Raw genomic sequence first — 20571 nt, forward strand, 5'->3', positions numbered from 1 at the left:
AAGATCATATATTAGTATGTTTTCTAATAACTCTTTCAATTCTTGAGAAAAATAACTCTTTTGTACTTTTTTCTGATAAATTATAAGCTATTATACCTCTGTTTAAGGTACCAATAAATAAAAATTTATCATTATAAACATATAAAGATTTAATAGGATAATTTATTGCTTTATTAGAATTTGTTATTCTAAAAACTTCAGAAACTTCTCCTTTTTTGTTTAAGACATTTACAACACCACCTTCTGTAGCAAAATAAATAGTACCTTTTTTATCTGCGACAATACTATTTGTAATATTGTTAAGTAAATTTTGATTTTTAAAATGCAGAAAATTTTGATAAGATTTATCCCAAGTCATGACTCCTCCGTTTTGAGTACCTAACCAAATAAAACCATTTTTACTTTTATAAATTTTTCTTATAAAACTCTTAATTGTACTAGAGTTATCGATATTATTTTCTTTTTTAGAAATTAATTTGTTCTCTTTATTAAGAACAAAAAGACCGCTTGTTGTTGCTATCCATAAATTTTTATCATTATCAACCTTAAGATCTCTCACATCTAAATCATAAGGAATCTTTATTTCTTTTGGTCTTGTAAATTTTTCTAAATTCGTATTAAAATATAAATATCCATCATATTTAGAACCCACACCCATAATTCCAGGTAAAACTTCTATAATTGTATTGATATTAAAATCTTTCCTTTGAGCCCCTAAATTATATTCTTTAAATTTTAATTTATTACTACTATTTCTATAAACTTTTATGACCCCATTATTAGTAGCCAACCAAATATTACCTTTATTATCATTATAAATATCATGAATAGATCTTGGCCCTATTTTAGAGTTGCCTTGTAAAAATCTTACAAATCTTCTTTTGTTTTTTTATAAATAGAAATACCATTTGCAGTACCAAACCAAATATCTCCGTTACTCATCTCTAAACTACTTATAATTAAGCTATTTGTTAATGAGTACTTATTACCTTGTCTTTTATAAAATCTTTTAAATGTATTTTCTTTAGGGTTATATCTATTTAAACCATTAAAAGTACCTACCCAAATATATCCTTCTTTGTCTACAAGAATGTCTAAGATTTCGCTATTACTTATGCTGTATTTATCTTTAGGTATATTTCTATAAACAGTAAAATCTTTACCGTTATACTTATTTAAGCCATTACTTGTACCAAACCATATTTGACCAAATTGATCTTCTGCAATTGATGAAACTGTATTATTAGACAATCCATCAGAAATATTAATATTTCTAAAATTAAATTTATTTTGTTGCCCTTGTAAAATAGCAACATAACTAAACATTAAGAATAATAAAAGAAATTTGTTTTTCATTAAAAGCTTAATTTTTATTACTGATTTTTCGAAGGTAGAAAATAGAATTTAATTTACAGTTATTTTTAGAAAAGGAAAAAGAAGTCTTAAATTAAGACTTCTTTTTATTTATTAATTAACGTTAAGGTAATTATTTTAAAGTGAATCTCTATCTATAAAATTAAAAGTTGATTTTATCTTTTCTGTTTTCTTTTCTACAATCATTTCTGCAGCTAATTTACCCATTTCAACAAAATCTGTTGTTATTACGGTAATTCCTAAGAGTTGTTTTAAAGGTGTATCATTATAAGAAATTACACCTATATCTTCACCAAACTTATAGTTATTACTTCTAACTTTATTTACTATTTGTACCAAATCGTTTTCTTCAATAGTAATAAATAAAGTCTTTTTTTCAATTTCGGTTTCATTAGAAATTTCTTCTGCAACTTCAAAATCAAAATTATTTTTGATGCAATATTTCTGAAAACCAGACAAGATTTTTTGAGGATATGGATAAAAAGTTGATTTAGGATACACCAAGATTAACTTTTTATATTTTAAAATCTTTTCTTTACCTTTTTCTAATGCGTTTAAAATATCTTTCTCAAAATCTTGGTAAACTTCTATAAAATCTCCTTTTATATTATGTTCATTATTATCTAATAACACAAGATTTTCTTTTGGCAATTCGTTAATTGCCGCACAAACGCTATTTGTAAAACTTCTATGTAACAAATTCTTGCTTCTAAAGTGAGGCATTATCACATAATGATTATAAGCAAATTTATGTTTGTTTAAAAGTTCTAAAAACAACGATTCATCACAATGATAACTATGTAAATCTACTTGATAATCGCTACCCATTTGTTCTACAAATGAGTTATATACTTTCATTTTAAACGTACTTAACTTGTTAACCAAAAACAAAACATTAGGTTTTAAGAGCATTTGGTCTTGAGAAATATAAGTTCCTTTACCGTGAACAGAAACAACAACTTTTCGTTTTTTTAAAATACTATATGCTCTCTCTACGGTATTTCTAGATAAATAAAATTCTTTACTTAGCGTATTAATAGAAGGAATTTTATCTCCAATCTTTACGTTTCCAATAGATATATTATGGATTATAGAATCTATAATCTGCATATACTTAGGCTGCATTGAGTGAGCATCTAGTTTAATAAATTCAATCATAATATCTTTAGTTAATATGCCTTAAAGATATGATGCCGTAGTAAACTAAAAATCTGAATTAGGGTAACCAAAAATTTTTTAACACTATTTCTTATTGATTATAAGTAGTTTGGTTTTAGATGAAATAATTTTATCTTTTTCTTGGTATATCATTTTGTAAAAAAGGCTTATTTCTAGGAAATTGAATTTCTAAAAGTTTTTTCATTCGTTGTTCTACTTTTTTATATTTCTTATTTCCGAAAGGTTTACAAAAGATAATAAACTACTCTTATGTTGGTATAATTCTGCCTCTAAAATTGCATTTGTTATCGAATTTCTCCATTCTGTATACCTCCAATTTCCATCTGTAGTTGTTACGCCCATTATTTTTTTCCTCGTGCATAAACACTATATGCTGCCTTGTCCCATTTCTTTTTAGGATTATTTAAAACAGGTACTATACTTTTTCCGTCTGTGATTGGAGCATTTTCTAAATCACATATATCTACTAAAGTTGAAAAAATATCCACATTTCCTACCAAAGCATTAGAAATTTTATTTTTCTTTCTTTTCTTGTAATTGGTTTCTCTACTAATAATTAATGGTACTCGTACATCTATTTCTACATTAGAATGTTTACACCATGCACCGTATTCACCTATTTTATAACCATGGTCACTCATAAAAATAACTACCGTGTTTTTACGTAGATTTAACTCATTAAGCGTTTTCATAACTTTACCAATTTGTGCATCGATATAGCTAATAGAAGCATGGTAGCCATGTATTAAGGTTCTTGTTAGATCATCTTCTAAATCGCCTTTTTTAGGAATTCCGTAATATCCTTTTAATTCTCCCCATTTACTCAAAGCCAAACGATACATTCCTTCCGGCTTTTCTCTAGACGGAATTGTAAAATCGTTTTTGTTATATAAATCCCAATATTTTTTTGGGGCATTAAAAGGTAAATGCGGCTTACTTAGGCCTACGAACATTAAAAACTTATCATCTTTTAGTTTTTTTAATGTTTCTATGGCATATTTAGAAGCTCTACCGTCTTTATATGCCTCATCTGCAACATCTGCATCTTCATAAGCAGGTCCTTTTAAAGGTTTTGTACCAGAGGCTTTTAAGCGCTTCATTAAAGCAATATTCTCTGGTTTTACATAGCTATTGTTTTCTTTTTTAAAATGATGTGTCCAATATTGTTTATCATCTACACTATGATGATATACCTTACCAATACTTACTGTCTTGTATCCATTTTTTGAAAAAATTGAGGCATAGAAACAACTTCTTTATGAACTTTACGAAGTGGCGTAAAAATACTGTAAATACCTAAATTCTCTGGTCTTAAACCTGTTAATGTACTCATTCTAGAGGGTGCACAAATAGCTTGTTGTACGTATGCTTTATTAAATTGCACACCGTCTTTTGCCAATTCGTCTATATTTGGTGTTATTGCTGTTTTGCTTCCATAAGAACCTATCTCTGCTCTTAAATCATCAACATAAAATATCAATACATTTGGCTTCTCTTCCTGAGAAAAAACATTTGATAAACAAAAAGTGATACATAGTAATATTATATTTTTTTCATCTTAATTTATATTTTTTTGGAGATTGAACAGTGCCAACACCTTTTTCCAATCCCACCAATTAATGGCTCTTCTACTTTCGTCAAACTTAAAACCCCATTTTTCCATATAATAATCTCTTGGCCTAACCTCATCTCCAATTTTTTGAAGTTCTTGATGTAATTTAAAATCCAAATCTTTTTCAATTTCTTCAAATTACGGCTTTCCTAATAAATTATTTTGCTGATAAGGGTCTTTGATATTATCATAAAACATACTTGGTCCTTTAGGCGTAATTGCATAAGTATATTGTTTTGTTCTAATACCTCGATAAGGCTCATCTTTATAATTTGCGCCAAAAGGTGCAACATTCATTACCAAAGCAGCTCTATCAGTATTTGGATTGGGATTTTTAATTAATTCTGATAAATTTTCTCCTTCAATTTCTTTTGGAATATTAATATTTGTTAACCCCAATAATGATGGTAAAATATCTGGCGTTGTTATAGGAGCGTTAACAACTTTACCTTTATTATTATTAATGTTTGGGTATCTAATTAAGAAAGGAACTCTAACAGATTCGTCCCAAGCCAATTGTTTTACAAAAGGTTTAACGCCATGTGCTCCCATCATTTCTCCGTGATCTGCAGAAAACACAATAATGGTATTTTCTAGTAAACCTAATTCTTTTATTTTATTAATAACATTTCCAATAGCTTCATCTGTTGCTGTCGCATGTGCATAATAACCTTGTAATTCTTTACGTGCTCTTTCTTTAAATTTATCTGCTGTATTTGGATTTAATGTTAAACTTGCTGGCGGATACATGTCTTTATATTTCTTGGGTGCAGAACCATGAGGGTAATGTGGAGTTGCAATAGAAATTAATGCCAAAAATGGATTTTCATCTTTTGCGTGTTTCTCTAAATAACTATTAGCATCTTCTGCAATTGCAAAAGGAGAATACTTTTTCCAATGTTTTAATGTTGTGTTTTCATTATCGTAATAGGGCATTTTTGTGTAGTTATGAGAACACTCTAAAGCTCTCCAAAAATCAAATCCTTGACGTCTTTCTTTTGGAATATAAGTAGACCTTCCATGACCATCTAAATGCCATTTACCCCAATATGCAGTATTATAACCTTTTTTCTTGTAAATTTCTGCCATGGTAACCTCGTCTGCAGGTAAATAAATATCATTTAGAAACATACCTGTTGTAGTTGGAAATTTACCCGTTAACAAAGCAGCTCTATGAGGTGTACAAACAGGTGTTACAGAAACCGTATTTGTAAAATTTACAGATTCTTTAGCAAAAGCATCTAAATTAGGCGTTTTAACATCCGGGTTACCCGCATAACCTAAAGCAGAACCTCTCCATTGATCTGTAAGAATATAGACGATATTTGGTTTTTTTACAGGTACTTTTGTATTTTCAGATTCTGATTTAGAATTAGATTTTTTTGACAACTTATTAACGTAATTACAATTACAAGAACTACTTTCAAAAATAATTTATGCTTCATTTTATTGATCTTTATTTAAATTTGAAGTGAATTTGTAAACTCCTGGTTGCACAAGTAGTTCAAACTCATCTTTACTTTTATATTTTAATTTTACATTTGTATTTTCTACAAAATCACTACCATTTAAGAGGAAGTCTTTATTGGTATCTGCTGGAAGCACAACTTTAGCTGATGTATTTGGCGGAATAGTAATATTTAAATGAAATTTATCACCTTTTATTTGCCAAGAAGAAGCTACATTACCAAAAGGTACTTGTACACTTGCAGATGCAGAAGTTAATGGATTTCTTGGTTGAGGAGCTATTCTAATTTTTTTATAACCCGCTTCTATTGGTGCTATACCTGCAATGCGCTCGTACATCCATTCTCCAATAGCACCATATGCATAATGATTTAAACTATTCATTTTTTGAGGATTGAATCCATCTACTTTGCTATAACTATTCCAACGTTCCCAAATAGTGGTTGCACCTTGATTGATAGAATAAAACCAAGATGGATAGGTTTCGTTAAACAACAATTTATACATCAAATCTATCTCTCCTGTAGCGTCTAAAACTTCAGATAATAATGGCGTACCTAAAAACCCTGTTCTTAAATGATTATCTGCCTCTGCAATTTTTCTTAATAAATGTGTTTTTGCCGATTCTTTGTGTTGATCTGATAATAAACCAAAAGCTAATGCTAGTAAGTAAGAAGTTTGAGTTTCTGCAACTTTAATTACCTTTCCGTTTACAAAAAATTTCTTTTCAAAAGATTTTGCTACAGTTTTATACAAGGTATTGTATTTTTCAAACTCTTTTGTTTTACCTAGAGCTTTTGCTGTTTTTGCTGTTAAATTAGCAGAGTGTGCAAAAAAAGCAGTTCCAATTAAAGACTTAGAAGTATCTCCTCTATTATCTCCGTTTTCTCGAAGCGGTTGCAACCAATCTGCAAAAAATCCCATTGTTGAAATGTAATTTTTAGCTTTAGATTCATGAAAAGATACCCAAGCCTTCATCATTTCAAAATTTTCTTCTAAAATCTTTTCATCTCCAGTTCTCATGTAAATTTTCCAAGGAATAATTGTACAAACATCTCCCCAACCAGCACTTACTTTATTGTTATATAAAACATCCGGCACTACCCAAGGAATACCACCGTTGTCAAATTGAGATTCTCTTACACTTTGTAACCAACTAGCCCAAAATTTATACACATCTGCATTAAACATAGAGGTAGGCCCAAATACTTGTGCATCTCCTGTCCAACCCATACGTTCATCTCTCTGAGGACAATCTGTAGGTATATCAAAAAAGTTACCTCTTAAACCCCAAACAATATTGCTTTGTAATTGATTTAATTTTGGATGAGACGATATAAAAGTTCCGTTTTTTTCAAAATCAGAGTATTGTACCAAACCTGTTACCCAATCTTTTGACGGATTTTTAGAAGTATCAAATCCACTTAATTCTACATATCTAAAGCCATGAAATGTAAATTTTGGCATGTATTCTATAATTCCATCTTCTTTGGCTGTATAGTAATTTGTAGACAATGCTCCTCTATAATTTTCTGTGTAAAAAGTTCCATCTCGGAGATAACATTTCTGCAAATCTAATTTTAAGTGTTTGCCCTTTTTTCATTGGTACTTTTATCAAAGGAACACCTACCATATTTTGTTCTAAATCAAAAATTATAGCGCCATCTTTTTCAAATATTTGCTTTGTAGTAAGTTTAATTTTAGATTTTACGGTGGTATGTCTTTTAGGTTCTAAACGAATATCATCAGAAATAGGAAATACATTTACAGGTTGCCAAGTTTTATCTATAAAGCTGTTGGTTGTCCAACTTGGCATTTCTAAGTTAGCATCGTACGTTTCACCGTCATATATACTAGCCAAACGAATTGGCCCTTTTGTAGTTGCTTTCCAACTATCATCAGAAAGTATTATTTCTTTTGAGCCATCTTTCATAGTTAGCTCTAATTGACAAAGTATTTTGGGAGTTTCTGTATCTAACCAAAATTTTTTCATCCATCCTAAACGTCCGAATGCCAACCTGCTGCCAGTTCTACGCCAATAGTATTTTGACCAGATTCGATTAAATTTGTTACATCATATGTAATGGTTTCTATACGTTTTTTATACGGAGTATATCCCGGTGGCATAACATCATCACTTACATCTTTTCCGTTTAAAGCAACATCAAAAACTCCTTTTGCGGTAATGTACAATCTTGCAGATGCTATCGTATTGGATATCTTAAAATTTTTACGCAAGTATTGAGGTCTGTGAAGTATATTTTTTGGATTCCAATAATTTTTTCTTTTTTGGTATCTAATCCAATCCATTTAGCTTTCCAATCAGAATTATTTAATAAACCTAATTCGAAGTGATTGATGTCACTCCAAAAAGAAGATTCTTTGTCTTGGTTCCAATATTTTACTTGCCAATAAACTTTTTGACGCGATTTTAACTTTTTTCCTTGATATTTAACCCAAGTAGATTTTGCAGAATTTTGCTTCTTAGAATTCCATAAATCTGCTTTATTAGGTAATAAATCCGGCCTACTAGCTACTACAATTTGATATGCAGATTGACTTTTATTGTTATCTAAAGCAGGTAATTTCCATGAAAATGTTGGTATTGCATTATAAAACCCTAAAGGATTTTCAAAACCTTCTGAAATTTTTAAATCGTTTGCTTTTTCTAAAGTTTCTTTTTGTTTACAAGATATTAAACTTATTAAAACAACATATAAAATCGAAATTGTAAATGCCTTTTGCATAGATTTATGAATCATTAAATTATCATCTTATTACTATATTCAATTAGCAATATGACATTTTTTTAATAAACAACTATCCTGTAGTGGGCATATAAAACTAGAAGAATAATTTTATATCTATCAACTACTTTTTAATTTAAAAATATTAGGTAAAAGAAACAAATAATTATTACGGCATAAAAAAACTTCTTCTAAAGGTACGGAAACAGGGGAATTATCAGGATTTACATCCATAATATCTGCCATAAAATCCCACCATTTTTTTACAATTTTATTGTTTGCTAAATCCTGTGAGCCAACTAAACCAGTATTTTTTTGAAAAGCAAAAAGAGTGTCGGTTTCTTCATCTAAAAAGATAGAGTACTCACTTACTCCATTTTCTTTTAATAATTTTTTCAATTCACGCCGATTTCATTATGTCGTTTCACATAAGCTTCTTTTTGTCCTTTTTTTAACTTCATTTTAAAGGCTAATCTTTGCATACATATGTATTTAAAAAAATCATTCTATATTTTTTAAAAAATATAGAATGATTTAAAAGTTACTAATCTATTAATAAAGTTTACTGCTTTATTATTTTTTGTGTAAATCTACTGCCTTCGTTTCCTTTAATTTCAACAATATAAACACCTTTAGATAAAGAACTAACGTTTAAGTTAATTGCATTATCTGTATCTACTTTTCTTCTTAACACTCTGTTACCTAAAATAGAATATACAGATACTTCTTTAACCTTAGAAGTTAATCCTTTAATGTTTAATTGATCATTTACAGGATTAGAAACAGAAAAAGATTGTTTGTCAAATGTTTCTGTGCTTAATACAGAGTTTGTAGTAAAGTATACATAATCGTAGTTTGGTCCTGCTGCTAAAAATCTTACAATCATAACATAAGTACCAGCCTCAATATCAATTCCGGCTGCTGCATCTGGATCTTCCCAATCTTGAAAATTAGGAACTCCTCCTGTAGAAGGTAATGCCTGATCTGAAGATAAATTCATTATTGTAGCAACACCGGATAAATCATCAGTATTTTTTAAGAAAATCTGCATTCTTTTAGAAGTATTATCTCCACCATGAGCATAATTGATTCCTATATTATAATTACCAGTTTTTTCAAAGTTAATAGTATACATTAAAAATTCTTGACCTTGAGTACTTCCGATATTCCAACCTAAATCTCCGTTTGTATAAGGATGTTGATAAATATCTGCCTCAGAACCAGATCTGTACTCTTCATTTGCAGCACCATAACCTCCTGTTCCTTCATCTCCTCCTTCTGGATCCCATAATAATCCTAATTGATCTGCAGTTTTATCTCTATAAGTACCTTCACTTAAATCACCTGGAAGGTATGCATTATCAGAAAAATTAGCACCATCATCTGATCCATCTACATTTGTTGCATCAAAATTTTCCATTTGAATTTTTGTTGTAGCTCCTAACGTACCGCTTATTACTGGTGCAGAGCCTCCCCATGGATAACCTTTGTATTGTGCATTTGATGCTTGAACCCCAAAAAGAGCTAATGCTGCAATAAATAATGATTTGTGTAATTTTGTTTTCATAAGTAAATATTTTAGTTAATTATTATCTAAAAATAAAAACAAATGTTATGCATAGTATCCTGCTCTATACTGCTTTATAGTTTTTAAACTTCTAATTTTAAATCATATAACAGTACATTTCACATATTTATTTTCAATATTAAAAAAACGCTTATAGCCTAAAAAGCTTAGGTATATTGGCTATTTTATTCGTTTTTATACTCGACAGTGATGGTTTTTTATTTTTTTTAAAGAATTAATTAAAAAAATCTAATTTACTTTTCTAAGTTTAATTCCGCATAATCTAGTTTGTCCTTTTAATGCTTTAAAACTTATAGTAATACCGTCGTTATTATCAACAGAAATTAAAAAACGTTTGGTAACACCTCTATCTTTACCATATTGTTTTTTAAGGTTTAAGTTTTCCCAAACTTTTTTATCATTTACAAAAATATCCATACTGTTTTCTTTTCTTGACTTTAATTCTGCCATAGATAAAGACAACTCATAAGTTCCTTTTGGCACATCAAATTTATAAGATTCTAAACCAACTACTTGGGTTTGAAAAACAGGATCATTCTCTGTTCCTTTTACACTAACATCTACCCCAATATTATTTCTTCGTTTTGTTTTGGTTCTTAAAAAATCTCCACCAAGATATCCAAAACTTCCTTTTGTATACGCTTGATCTGGCATCCATAGATAATTTACATTATCGGTTTCTATAAAATAACAGTAAGAACCTACGTTTATAGCAATTTCTTTAAAAGGATTGGTTTTACTTTTTAAGTTTTTAGGCTGAAGTGTAAAATCGATATTAGCAAAATCTTTAAAAACTTTACCTTCTTTTTCTGATACTATTTCAATTAAATTTTGTCCTTGTTGGAAAGGCACATTAAAAATGGTTGTAGCAAAATTAAATTTTTGTTTTCCCAATGATTTTCCGTTGATAATCAACTCTACATCATCAGTATTTCCTACTATAGTGATAGGTTGAGTTGCTACTTTAGAGTTTTCGCTATCTTCTATTCCTGCTCTTTTTTTCCAGCCTTTAGAAGCAATTGCTAAAAATGGTGTTTTTTTCAATAATGCTTGATACAAATAATATACATCTTTTTTCTCTTGATGCAGACACCAAACCTTTGTTATTAATATGTGGTACTGCATCTTTTCTGTGTTCTACTTGAAAGTCGGCATAATTCCAAACGTTTGCACCAACAATTTCAGGAATTTCTAAAATAGCTTTCATATAAGCCTTATGCAATAAAAATTGATATTCAACACTAAAATCAAAACGAGTTGGATTATAAGTTCTTAATCTTGGGTCTGCTCCTCCTCCATATTCACTTAAAATTAAAGGCTTATCTGGATTTAAAGCTAAAGTTCGTTTTACCAAACTACGTAGATTTTTATCAATATCTTCTAACTCTTCAATGTACCAACCGTAATATTTGTTATAACCTACAATTTCTGTAAATCGAATTCCTAATTTATCTTGATAAGCTGGTTCTCTAAAAAAACGGTATAAGAATACCTTGTTTTATCTTCTTCTTTTATGGTTTCTGATAAAACTTTATGAGTTTCTATAAAGTGCTTTGTATATGCTTCTCCCAGTTTATCGGGTGCTTTCATAGTTGTTTCGTTTCCTAAATTCCAAGCTACAATAGACGGATTGTTATAGTTAAAACGAATGGTTTCTTTTAGCATATTAATGCTATTTTGTTTTCCTGTTTCATTAGCTGCAGCCTTGTTAACAAAAGGAATTTCTACAGTTGTAATAAATCCCATTTTATTACACATTTCTATAATTGCTGGGTCTTGCGGATAGTGTGCTATTCTTAAAAAGTTAATTCCCATTTCTTTTAATAGCTTCATATCATATCTATGAATTTCATCACTTACAGCATTTGCTTTTTTGTAGAAATCTTGATGTCTATTAGTGCCTATTAATTTAGTTTTATTACCGTTGATAAAAAAACCTTTATTGGCATCGAAACTAAACCATCTAAACCCTAAGGTATTCTCTACTCTATCGTAAATATTTCCTTTTTTATCTATAATTTCTGTAATTACTTTATACAAATACGGATTTTCCGGCGACCACAAATTTGGCTTTTCAACAGAAAAATTAGTAATTATCTCTTTACCAAAGTTAGATTTTGTTTTTATAGTTTTAACCAAATTATTGTGAGCATCTAATAAAGATTGCTTTACATAATATGCTCCTTTTTTGGGCCTTACTATTTTAGATTTCACAGAAATTTCTGCTGATAATTCTGATACTTTTGGTGTAGAAATAAATACAGCGTTTGCACCTAAATTAGCTACTTCGAAATGTACTTGTTTGGTTATAATTAAATGAACATCTCTGTAAATGCCTCCGTAAAAAGAAAAATCTGCAGATTGCGGAATAATTTCATCATTATGAGAATTATCTACTTTTACTACAATTTCATTTGTTCCTTTTTTTAATACTCTTGTAATATCTCTTGCAAACGTGGTATAACCACCAATATGATCTTTTTCAACTACTTTTCCGTTTACAAATAATGAGGTAACCTGATTAGCAGCTTCAAACAATAAGAATACTTTTTGGTTATCGTAAATCTGTGGAATTTTAATTGTTTTTTTGTACCAACCTTCTCCTCTATAATAACCATCTTCATCGTCTAAAATATCTTGTGTATTCCAAGAGTGAGGTAAAGTTACTTTTTCCCAAGAACGAGATACATCACCGAGAAAAGGGTTTTCGATGTTCCCTTTATAAAATTGCCAAGCATCGTTTATGGTTTCTATGTGTCTTACATTTTGTGCATTTGATAAAAATGCTATGCTTAAAAAATTAATATTAAATTCTTTTTGATCATTGTTAAAGGCATAATAATTTTAAAAATTTCGAAGTCCTGGTACTATTTTAACCTGATATTCTGCATTGTCTTTACCCCATTTTAAGACAATTAGTTTTTGTGTTTTAACATCCCAAATAAAATCCGCTGGATTAGAATTTTTAGTTGTTTTATAAACTTCTAAACCAACATTTTTAAGCGGATTATAATACATTATAAAATCGTTATTAATAATGATTGAAAAACCATCCGGATAATGCCTGTTGGCTCCAATAAAAATCTTTGAAGCACCTTTACTATTATCTGATATAATATTTAAGGTTAATTCTCTTTTAGCAAAATTGTATAAAAACGACTGAATATTACCTGCAATTGCTTGCGGAAAAGGCCTTGAAATTACATCTGTAATATATTTACGTTCTACCGTACCTGCGTCTGTTTTATCGCTAAATATAGACCATGTTGATGGGCCTGGTTTAAGAAAATTTTGCATAGTTCTGTTACCTAAAAACCAAGCTTTAATAGAGCCTACACCCATTTTATCAAAAACCTCTGCAGTTTTAATATACATTTCTTTGTATTTTAATTGCCCCCAATTTCCAACCAAAGTAGTATCTGTTCTTGCAAATGTTGGAAAACCCCATTCACCTATCAAAATTGGTGCTTTTAACATTGCCGATTCTTTATCAAAACGATCCATATTTTTTTAATAAAATCTATGTTGTTTTGATAAATATGAGGCGCAAAAATGATATTTTCTCTATTTAAAGGAGAACTGATTTCTGCATATTGGTTATTATCTATTTTTTCACCTTTATTCATAAAAATAGACTGAAATAAAATCTTCTTATTTGGATTTATTTTTTGACTTGCATCAATAATTCTTTGATATAAAGGAATTAAATATTTATCTGTTAAATCTTTGTAAGAAATGTTCATTTTAAGTTTTCTAGGCTCATTTACAATATCATATCCTAAAACATAAGGCTCATTCGCAAATCGTTTCCGAGATAACTTTCCAAGCATTTATATAAGTTTTGTATTGATAATCATTTTTATTTTCCCAAAATTCTTCCCAAACAAATTTATCTACGCCATAAACCGTCATTTTAAAAATAGTTTTTATATCGTGGTTTTTACCTAAAGCAACTAAAGAATCTAATTTTTGTAGATATTTTGGTGCTACTTTTCCTCCAGGAAACTCGCTTACTTTACCAAGTTCTAAACGAATAACCTGATGATTTGCACCCATTCTAACTTGTCTTGCATAATCATCATTATTAAAAACTTCTCCTTTATGGTCATTAGTATTTATAACAAAACCTCTAGGTACAATGTGCCTACCTTGTTTGTCTCTTAAGCCATGTTTAATTTGAGAAGAACTCGTAATACTAAAAATCAGTAAGGTTATTATAAAAAGACTTTTTTTCATTTGAAATACTATTTTTTCTTAAAAGTAAAGTGTCTAAATATTTATTGCATCCTGTACACTACCGACTTTTAGAATAATTAATAACTATATATAAATATTATTTCAATCAGTTAAAATTATCATGACAGTGCAGGATAAAAGTTGCCTTAAAAAAATTAAAATTGCTAATACATAAAAAAAATGAATTACCATTTAGGATTAGACATCGGAAGTTCTTCGATAAAAGCAGCTTTAGTAGAAATTAACTCCGGTAAAAGTATTGGGGTAGTTCAAGAACCGAAAGAGGAAATGAGCATGTTTGCTCAAAAAAATGGTTGGGCAGAACAAGAACCAAAAGATTGGTGGTTGCATGTTTGCAACGCAATACAATCTTTAAGAAAACAATATAACATTAATAAAACCCAAATTAAAGGTATTGGTATTTCTTACCAAATGCATGGTTTGGTTTTGGTAGATAAACAAGGAGAACCTTTGCGTAAAAGTATCATTTGGTGCGATAGTAGAGCTGTAGCAACTGGTAAAAATGCTTTCAAACAAATTGGAGAAGAAAAATGTGCTACGCAATTATTAAACTCTCCTGCAAATTTTACAGCTTCTAAACTTAAATGGGTAAAAGAAAACGAACCTGATATTTACAATCAAATTTATAAATTTATGTTACCAGGAGATTTTATTGCTTATAAATTTTCTAACAAAATAAATACAACGATTTCAGGATTATCAGAAGGCATTTTTTGGGATTTTAAAAATGATAAAATTGCAGATTTTCTGCTAGAGCATTATGGTTTAGACGCTTCTTTAGTGCCAGATATTGTAGAAAGTTTTGGTATGCAATCTGTGGTTGATCAAAAAGGAGCAGAACAAAGTGGTTTAGAAATAGGAACTCCAATTTATTACAGAGCAGGAGATCAACCTAATAATGCGCTATCTTTAAACGTATTTCATCCTGGTGAAGTAGCAGCAACTGGTGGAACTTCCGGTGTTTTTTATGCTGTTACAGATAGTTTGTCTGTCAAAGAAAGTAATCGAGTAAATAATTTTGCGCATGTAAATTATCAAAAAGGAGCTGCAGCAAGAATAGGAAAATTACTTTGTATAAACGGAGCAGGAATTCAATACAGATGGTTGTTAAATAATTTAGATGTTTCTTCTTACGAAGACATGAATAAATTGGCTTCAAAAATTGAGGTTGGCTCAGATGGAGTTTGCTTAATTCCTTTTGGTAACGGAGCAGAACGTATGTTAAACAACAAAGAAATTGGTACTCGTGTATTAAATTTAAATCTAAACAATCATCATAAAGGCCATTTATGTAGAGCTGCTTTAGAAGGAATTGCGTTTTCATTTGTATACGGCATGGAAATTTTAACTTCAGACGGCATCAAACCAAAGGTAATTAGAGCAGGAAACGACAACCTTTTTCGTTCAGAAATTTTTGCAAATACGGTTGCTACATTAATTGATCAAGAAATAGAAATTTACAATACAACAGGTGCCATTGGTGCAGCAAGAGCAGCCAATTTACATACTGGCGATTTTGCTTCTTTTAGCAAAACAATCATGAATAATGATTATGTAATGACATTTACACCCAATAAAGAAAAACAAGCTTTTAAAGAGGCGTATCAAAACTGGAAAAAAGAACTAGAATTAATTTTAAATACATAACATTTGGGCGTTCCCTAAAAAGGTCGGGCTTTACGTTTCAATCTTTTTATTCGTTCCTCAAAAAAGGATTTCCACTGCAATCCCTAACGCAAAATTAGTACAGATAACAAAAACACAATTAAACATTTATCAAAATGGCAAATAAAGAATATTTTAAAGGAATTGATAAAATTCAATTCGAAGGTAAAGAATCAGACAATCCATTAGCATTTAAATACTACAATCCGAACAAGTTGTTGCTGGTAAAAAAATGAAAGATTGGTTCAAGTTTTCAATTGCTTATTGGCACACCTTCTGTGGTCAAGGTTCAGATCCTTTTGGCCCAGGTACACAAAGTTTTGAGTGGGACAAAGCTTCAGACCCAATACAAGCAGCTAAAGACAAAGCAGATGCTGCTTTCGAATTTATTCATAAAATGGGCTTTGAATATTTTTGTTTTCATGATTACGATTTAGTTCAAGAAGGCGCAACGTTTGCCGAATCTGAAGCTAGATTACATACAATAACAGATTACATCAAAGAAAAGCAAGCAGCAAGTGGTGTAAAATTATTATGGGGAACAGCTAATTGTTTCTCAAATCCAAGATACATGAACGGTGCTTCTACAAATCCTGATTTTAATGTTGTTGCAAGAGCTGGCGGACAAGTAAAATTGGCTTTAGATGCAACGATTAAATTAGGTGGTGAGAACTACGTTTTTTGGGGAGGAAGAGAAGGATATATGTCTTTGTTAAACACAGATATGGGTCGTGAATTAGATCATATGGCGCAGTTTTTAACCATGGCAAAAGATTATGCAAGAGCGCAAGGTTTTAAAGGTACTTTCTTTATAGAACCAAAACCTATGGAACCAATGAAGCATCAATACGACTTTGATTCTGCTACCGCTATTGGATTCTTAAAAGAATATGGTTTAGACAAAGATTTTAAAATGAATATTGAGGTAAATCACGCAACTTTAGCTCAGCATACAATGCAACATGAGTTAGCAGTTGCTGCCAAAGCAGGCATGTTAGGTAGTATAGATGCCAACAGAGGAGATTACCAAAATGGTTGGGATACAGATCAATTTCCAAACAATATACAAGAAACTACAGAAGCTATGTTAGTTTTCTTAGAAGCTGGTGGTTTACAAGGTGGTGGTGTTAATTTTGATGCAAAAATCAGAAGAAATTCTACAGATTTAGAAGATGTTTTTTTAGCACATATTGGTGGAGCAGACACGTTTGCAAGAGCCTTAATTACTGCTGATAAAATTATGACTTCTTCTGCTTACAATTCTTTAAGAGAAAAAGATACAGTTCTTTTGACTCGGAAATGGTGCTGCTTTTGAAGCCGGTAAATTAGAATTAAAAGACTTGTATAAAATTGCCCAAGAAAATGGAGAACTTCCTTTAACAAGCGGTAAACAAGAACTTTTCGAGAATATTATCAATCAATATATCTAAAATGTAAACTATGAGTTCATCAAATAATTCTAAATACTTATTAAAATTAACTTTAGTTGCAACCTTAGGAGGTCTTTTATTTGGATACGACACTGGTGTTATTTCGGAACCGTAGGTTCTTTAGAAACCTTTTTTGTGACTCCTAAAGGATTGCCTGAAGCTGCTGCCAATGCTTTTAAAGGTTTTTTAGTAGCTAGTGCATTAATAGGTTGTATAATTGGCGGACTATTTGGTGGACTTATTAGCAAGAAATTAGGGCGTAAAAAGGGGTTGATTCTTGTTGCAGTTCTTTTCCTAATTTCAGCATTAGGTTCTGCTATGCCAGAAATGTTAATAGCACCTATTGGTGAGTTAGACCATACGTTTTCTACCATATTTATTATGTACAGAATTATAGGTGGTATTGGTGTTGGTTTAGCTTCTATGTTATCTCCTTTATACATTGCAGAAATTGCACCTGCAAATAGTAGAGGAAGATTGGTATCTTTTAATCAACTTGCCATTGTTGGTGGTTTTATGGTGGTTTATTTTGTAAACTACTTTATTTCTAGAGGTGGTGGTTCTGATGCCTGGTTAAATGAAGTTGGTTGGAGATGGATGTTTGCATCAGAAGTGATACCTGCAGGATTGTTTTTAGGGTTATTATTCTTCGTACCAGCATACACCTCGTTCTTTAATGTTAAAAAACAAACCAGAAGAAGCTTTAGATGTTTTAATTAAAGTTAATGGAAAACAAGAAGGTAAAAGAGTGCTATCTGAAATAGAAAACTCTGTTACAGAAACTTCGGAAAACTATTATCTTATGGTTGGGCTGTAATTATAATAGGTGTTCTTCTTTCAGTTTTTCAACAATTTGTAGGAATTAATGTAGTGTTATATTATGCCCCGTAAATTTTTAAATCTATAGACCCAGATACTGATGGGGCCTTATTACTTACCATAATTGTAGGAATTGTAAACTTCTTATTTACAATTATCGCAGTAAAAACGGTAGATAAAAAAGGTAGAAAACCATTAATGTTAATTGGTGCTTTTGGTATGGCAGTAGCTATGTTAGCTCTAGGATTTGTATTTTTCTCTGGCGCAACAGGTTATTTAGCGCTTGGATGTATGATGTTATATGTTGCTAGTTTTGCACTTAGTTGGGGTCCAGTTACTTGGGTGCTTTTATCAGAAATATTTCCAAATAAAATTAGAGGAAAAGCAATGGCAATTGCTGTTGCAGCGCAATGGGTATCTAATTATTTAGTTTCACTTACATTTCCTATGATGAATGATAATACTGCACTTACAGAGCAATTTAATCACGGTTTTGCATATTGGGTATATGGCGTTATGTCTTTAATAGCCATGTGGTTTGTTTGGAAATATATTCCGAAACTAAAGGAAAAACGTTAGAAGAAATGGAAAGTATTTGGAAAAATAAAAAAACTGTTGTGCATTTAATAAATTCTATAAATGCACAACAGTTCTTTTTAATTGCTCTTATTTATTTTAAATCTGCAATGTTAACTTGAATAGATTTACTAGGCACATAACCAATTCTATGGGCTTTCACTAATAAATTTTCTTTAGATTCTATACTAAAAGGCTTAGAATATACACTCCAACTCTTCTCTTTTGGGTTTGTTTTATAACCTATTGATGCTCCTTCTGTATCGCAACTAATTTTTACTTTATTATTTTCAAACTGAACAACTGGATCCTCAGTAACTGGTTTTGTTTTTTTACCATTCCATAGTTTAGTTACCAATTCTTTTTCCGGTAAGTTTGGGATGTCTTTAATTTCTAATAACCATCTGTCCATTTCATTAGATAGCTCTGTCAGTTTTTCTTGGTATTTTGGATTCTCTGCTAAATTGTTCAGCTCAAAAGGGTCATTTAAACAATCAAATAACTCTTCTTTGGGTTTAGATTCTCTAAACCATTGCATTTGAAATTCATTTAATTTACCTTCATTTTTTAAGATTAACAGGTTTTCCATTGTTGGTATTTTTTCTCTGTAAGTAATAGGAAGATAATACGCTTGCTCTCGCCTGTAATTTCTTATATATTTAAATTGCTTGTCTTTTACCGCTCTAATTGCATCAGTAAAACCATCAAAACGATCTGCAGCTGCATGAATATAATTTCGTTCTTTTGCTTTAAAATCTCCCAAAAATGCTTGTCCTTGCATGTATTCTTTTGGCTCTTGGTTTGTTAAAGAAAGTAAAGTAGGTGCAAAATCTACAAAACTTAACAATTGTCCATCTTTGATTCCTGCATTTTTTTTATCAGGAAAACGAATAATCATTGGTGTTTTTAAACCGTAATCGTAAATCAGTCTTTTTTCTCTTGGCATTGGTCCGCCATGGTCTCCATAAAAGAAAATAATCGTATTGTCTAATAATCCATCTTCTTCTAATTGTTTTAAAACAGCACCAACTTGTTTGTCCATTTCTGCAATATTATTGTACAATTTCCATAAATCTCTTTGAGAAACTTCATTGTCTTGCAAATAAGGTGGTATTTTAAATTTAGTATTTTTTGATACATGCACAGGAGTTTCAGCCTCTGTCATTCTGTTTTTAGCATGCGATTTTCCAAAACCTTTCCATTTATAAGTTCTATCACCCGCATAATAATGTCTAGTTTCTATTTCTCTAAAACCATAAGGTTCAAACAAACCAGATTCGTGAGTTTCAGTAAAATTAAACACTGCAAAAAACGGTTGATTTTTGCCTCTATTTCTCCAATGTGCGTAAGGACTACTTTCATCCCAAGCTGTAACTGGTGGTTTAAATTGGTAATCTGTTTTGTAATTATTAGAACAATAATAGCCTTGTTTACGAAGTAGTTCGCTTATCATTTTTACTTCTGCTGGCGGAACAGCGCCGTATTTAGGAATACCAATAACATCATTATAAGAAGTTGTTCGCATATGATTTGCGCCAATACTAGAAGGGTACATACCTGTTGCAATTGCAGCTCTACTAGGTGCACAAACACCGAAGTTGAATGTAAATTCGGATAAACTACACCTTCTTTAGCTAATTTACTTAAGTGCGGAGTAACGATTGTAGAATCTCCAAAAGATGGTATATAATGCCCCATATCTTCTGTTACTAACCAAAGAATATTGGGTGGTTTATTTGCAAGTTTTTCTTGTTTACAACTAGTTATAAAGAAAACTGTAATTAGAATTAAAAAAATATATTGTTTCATATTCTATAGGTTTATTGTATTATGTTCTTTTGCAAATTAGTTATTAAG

22 protein-coding genes and 3 pseudogenes are annotated in these 20571 nt (G+C 30.3%); 5 read left to right on the top strand and 20 right to left on the bottom strand.

Annotated elements, in window-relative coordinates:
- Positions 1 to 4: 4 nt before the first annotated feature.
- The 19 genes and pseudogenes from ACZ1HD_RS16305 to ACZ1HD_RS16395 form a co-directional block, all read right to left on the bottom strand.
- On the bottom strand, positions 5 to 790 hold the full coding sequence (locus ACZ1HD_RS16305) for a hypothetical protein (RefSeq protein ID WP_472688041.1): 786 nt from the start codon (positions 788 to 790) through the stop codon (positions 5 to 7).
- Between the two features lie 77 nt (positions 791 to 867).
- Positions 868 to 1356 (bottom strand): ligand-binding sensor domain-containing protein, encoded by a 489-nt coding sequence (locus ACZ1HD_RS16310; RefSeq protein WP_472688042.1) that lies wholly within the window; start codon positions 1354 to 1356, stop codon positions 868 to 870.
- A 135-nt stretch (positions 1357 to 1491) separates the two neighbouring features.
- Positions 1492 to 2532: a GntR family transcriptional regulator gene (locus ACZ1HD_RS16315; RefSeq protein WP_079737594.1), complete on the bottom strand. Its 1041-nt coding sequence runs from the start codon at positions 2530 to 2532 to the stop codon at positions 1492 to 1494.
- Positions 2533 to 2745: 213 nt separating this feature from the next.
- Positions 2746 to 2895, bottom strand: a complete 150-nt coding sequence (locus ACZ1HD_RS16320; protein ID WP_472688043.1) for a hypothetical protein — start codon at positions 2893 to 2895, stop codon at positions 2746 to 2748.
- Positions 2895 to 4033: pseudogene (locus ACZ1HD_RS16325) on the bottom strand (sulfatase). The gene ACZ1HD_RS16320 and the pseudogene ACZ1HD_RS16325 overlap by 1 nt, the downstream one beginning before the upstream one ends.
- Before the next feature lie 78 nt (positions 4034 to 4111).
- Positions 4112 to 4282, bottom strand: coding sequence for a hypothetical protein (locus tag ACZ1HD_RS16330; protein ID WP_472688044.1), 171 nt, complete (start codon positions 4280 to 4282; stop codon positions 4112 to 4114).
- 21 nt (positions 4283 to 4303) lie between these two features.
- Positions 4304 to 5554: a sulfatase family protein gene (locus tag ACZ1HD_RS16335; RefSeq protein ID WP_472688045.1), complete on the bottom strand. Its 1251-nt coding sequence runs from the start codon at positions 5552 to 5554 to the stop codon at positions 4304 to 4306.
- A 57-nt stretch (positions 5555 to 5611) separates the two neighbouring features.
- The gene (locus tag ACZ1HD_RS16340; RefSeq protein ID WP_472688046.1) at positions 5612 to 7204 is read right to left on the bottom strand and encodes a family 78 glycoside hydrolase catalytic domain; all 1593 of its coding nucleotides are present in this window, start codon (positions 7202 to 7204) and stop codon (positions 5612 to 5614) included.
- On the bottom strand, positions 7155 to 7625 hold the full coding sequence (locus tag ACZ1HD_RS16345) for a family 78 glycoside hydrolase catalytic domain (protein ID WP_472688047.1): 471 nt from the start codon (positions 7623 to 7625) through the stop codon (positions 7155 to 7157). Before ACZ1HD_RS16345 ends, ACZ1HD_RS16340 begins: the two co-directional genes overlap by 50 nt.
- Positions 7626 to 7630: 5 nt before the next feature.
- Positions 7631 to 7825, bottom strand: coding sequence for an alpha-L-rhamnosidase N-terminal domain-containing protein (locus ACZ1HD_RS16350; protein ID WP_472688048.1), 195 nt, complete (start codon positions 7823 to 7825; stop codon positions 7631 to 7633).
- Between the two features lie 11 nt (positions 7826 to 7836).
- A complete protein-coding gene (locus ACZ1HD_RS16355) occupies positions 7837 to 8394 on the bottom strand; it encodes a glycoside hydrolase family 78 protein (RefSeq protein WP_472688049.1) in 558 nt (185 codons plus the stop codon).
- A gap of 105 nt (positions 8395 to 8499) precedes the next feature.
- Entirely contained in the window at positions 8500 to 8778 is a 279-nt protein-coding gene (locus tag ACZ1HD_RS16360) for an L-rhamnose mutarotase (RefSeq protein WP_472688050.1), read from the bottom strand.
- Positions 8779 to 8941: 163 nt separating this feature from the next.
- Positions 8942 to 9946, bottom strand: a complete 1005-nt coding sequence (locus ACZ1HD_RS16365; RefSeq protein ID WP_472688051.1) for a T9SS type A sorting domain-containing protein — start codon at positions 9944 to 9946, stop codon at positions 8942 to 8944.
- A gap of 249 nt (positions 9947 to 10195) precedes the next feature.
- On the bottom strand, positions 10196 to 11011 hold the full coding sequence (locus tag ACZ1HD_RS16370; RefSeq protein ID WP_472688052.1) for a DUF4982 domain-containing protein: 816 nt from the start codon (positions 11009 to 11011) through the stop codon (positions 10196 to 10198).
- Positions 10977 to 11408, bottom strand: a complete 432-nt coding sequence (locus tag ACZ1HD_RS16375; RefSeq protein WP_472689383.1) for a glycoside hydrolase family 2 TIM barrel-domain containing protein — start codon at positions 11406 to 11408, stop codon at positions 10977 to 10979. Before ACZ1HD_RS16375 ends, ACZ1HD_RS16370 begins: the two co-directional genes overlap by 35 nt.
- Before the next feature lie 2 nt (positions 11409 to 11410).
- Complete coding sequence (locus tag ACZ1HD_RS16380) at positions 11411 to 12772, bottom strand: glycoside hydrolase family 2 protein (protein ID WP_472689384.1); 1362 nt, start codon at positions 12770 to 12772, stop codon at positions 11411 to 11413.
- A 39-nt stretch (positions 12773 to 12811) separates the two neighbouring features.
- Positions 12812 to 13471 (bottom strand): hypothetical protein, encoded by a 660-nt coding sequence (locus ACZ1HD_RS16385; protein ID WP_472688053.1) that lies wholly within the window; start codon positions 13469 to 13471, stop codon positions 12812 to 12814.
- A complete protein-coding gene (locus ACZ1HD_RS16390) occupies positions 13438 to 13797 on the bottom strand; it encodes a cellulase family glycosylhydrolase (RefSeq protein WP_472688054.1) in 360 nt (119 codons plus the stop codon). The genes ACZ1HD_RS16385 and ACZ1HD_RS16390 overlap by 34 nt, the downstream gene beginning before the upstream one ends.
- Complete coding sequence (locus ACZ1HD_RS16395) at positions 13760 to 14203, bottom strand: hypothetical protein (protein ID WP_472688055.1); 444 nt, start codon at positions 14201 to 14203, stop codon at positions 13760 to 13762. The genes ACZ1HD_RS16390 and ACZ1HD_RS16395 overlap by 38 nt, the downstream gene beginning before the upstream one ends.
- A 180-nt stretch (positions 14204 to 14383) precedes the next feature.
- On the opposite strand from ACZ1HD_RS16395, the gene ACZ1HD_RS16400 reads away from it, so the two are divergent.
- The 5 genes and pseudogenes from ACZ1HD_RS16400 to ACZ1HD_RS16420 all read left to right on the top strand — a co-directional run bounded on the left by ACZ1HD_RS16400 (position 14384) and on the right by ACZ1HD_RS16420 (position 18717).
- Positions 14384 to 15871: a xylulokinase gene (locus ACZ1HD_RS16400; protein WP_472688056.1), complete on the top strand. Its 1488-nt coding sequence runs from the start codon at positions 14384 to 14386 to the stop codon at positions 15869 to 15871.
- Between the two features lie 134 nt (positions 15872 to 16005).
- Positions 16006 to 17319, top strand: a pseudogene (xylA, locus tag ACZ1HD_RS16405) (xylose isomerase).
- A 135-nt stretch (positions 17320 to 17454) separates the two neighbouring features.
- A complete protein-coding gene (locus ACZ1HD_RS16410) occupies positions 17455 to 18039 on the top strand; it encodes an MFS transporter (protein ID WP_472688057.1) in 585 nt (194 codons plus the stop codon).
- The gene (locus ACZ1HD_RS16415; protein WP_472688058.1) at positions 17996 to 18136 is read left to right on the top strand and encodes a hypothetical protein; all 141 of its coding nucleotides are present in this window, start codon (positions 17996 to 17998) and stop codon (positions 18134 to 18136) included. The genes ACZ1HD_RS16410 and ACZ1HD_RS16415 overlap by 44 nt, the downstream gene beginning before the upstream one ends.
- 44 nt (positions 18137 to 18180) lie before the next feature.
- Positions 18181 to 18717 (top strand): annotated as a pseudogene (locus ACZ1HD_RS16420) (MFS transporter).
- Between the two features lie 91 nt (positions 18718 to 18808).
- On the opposite strand, the gene ACZ1HD_RS16425 reads toward ACZ1HD_RS16420, so the two are convergent.
- Positions 18809 to 20269 (bottom strand): sulfatase family protein, encoded by a 1461-nt coding sequence (locus ACZ1HD_RS16425; protein ID WP_472688059.1) that lies wholly within the window; start codon positions 20267 to 20269, stop codon positions 18809 to 18811.
- Between the last annotated feature and the right edge of the window lie 302 nt (positions 20270 to 20571).

The organism is Polaribacter sp. HA6-7, assembly GCF_055693625.1.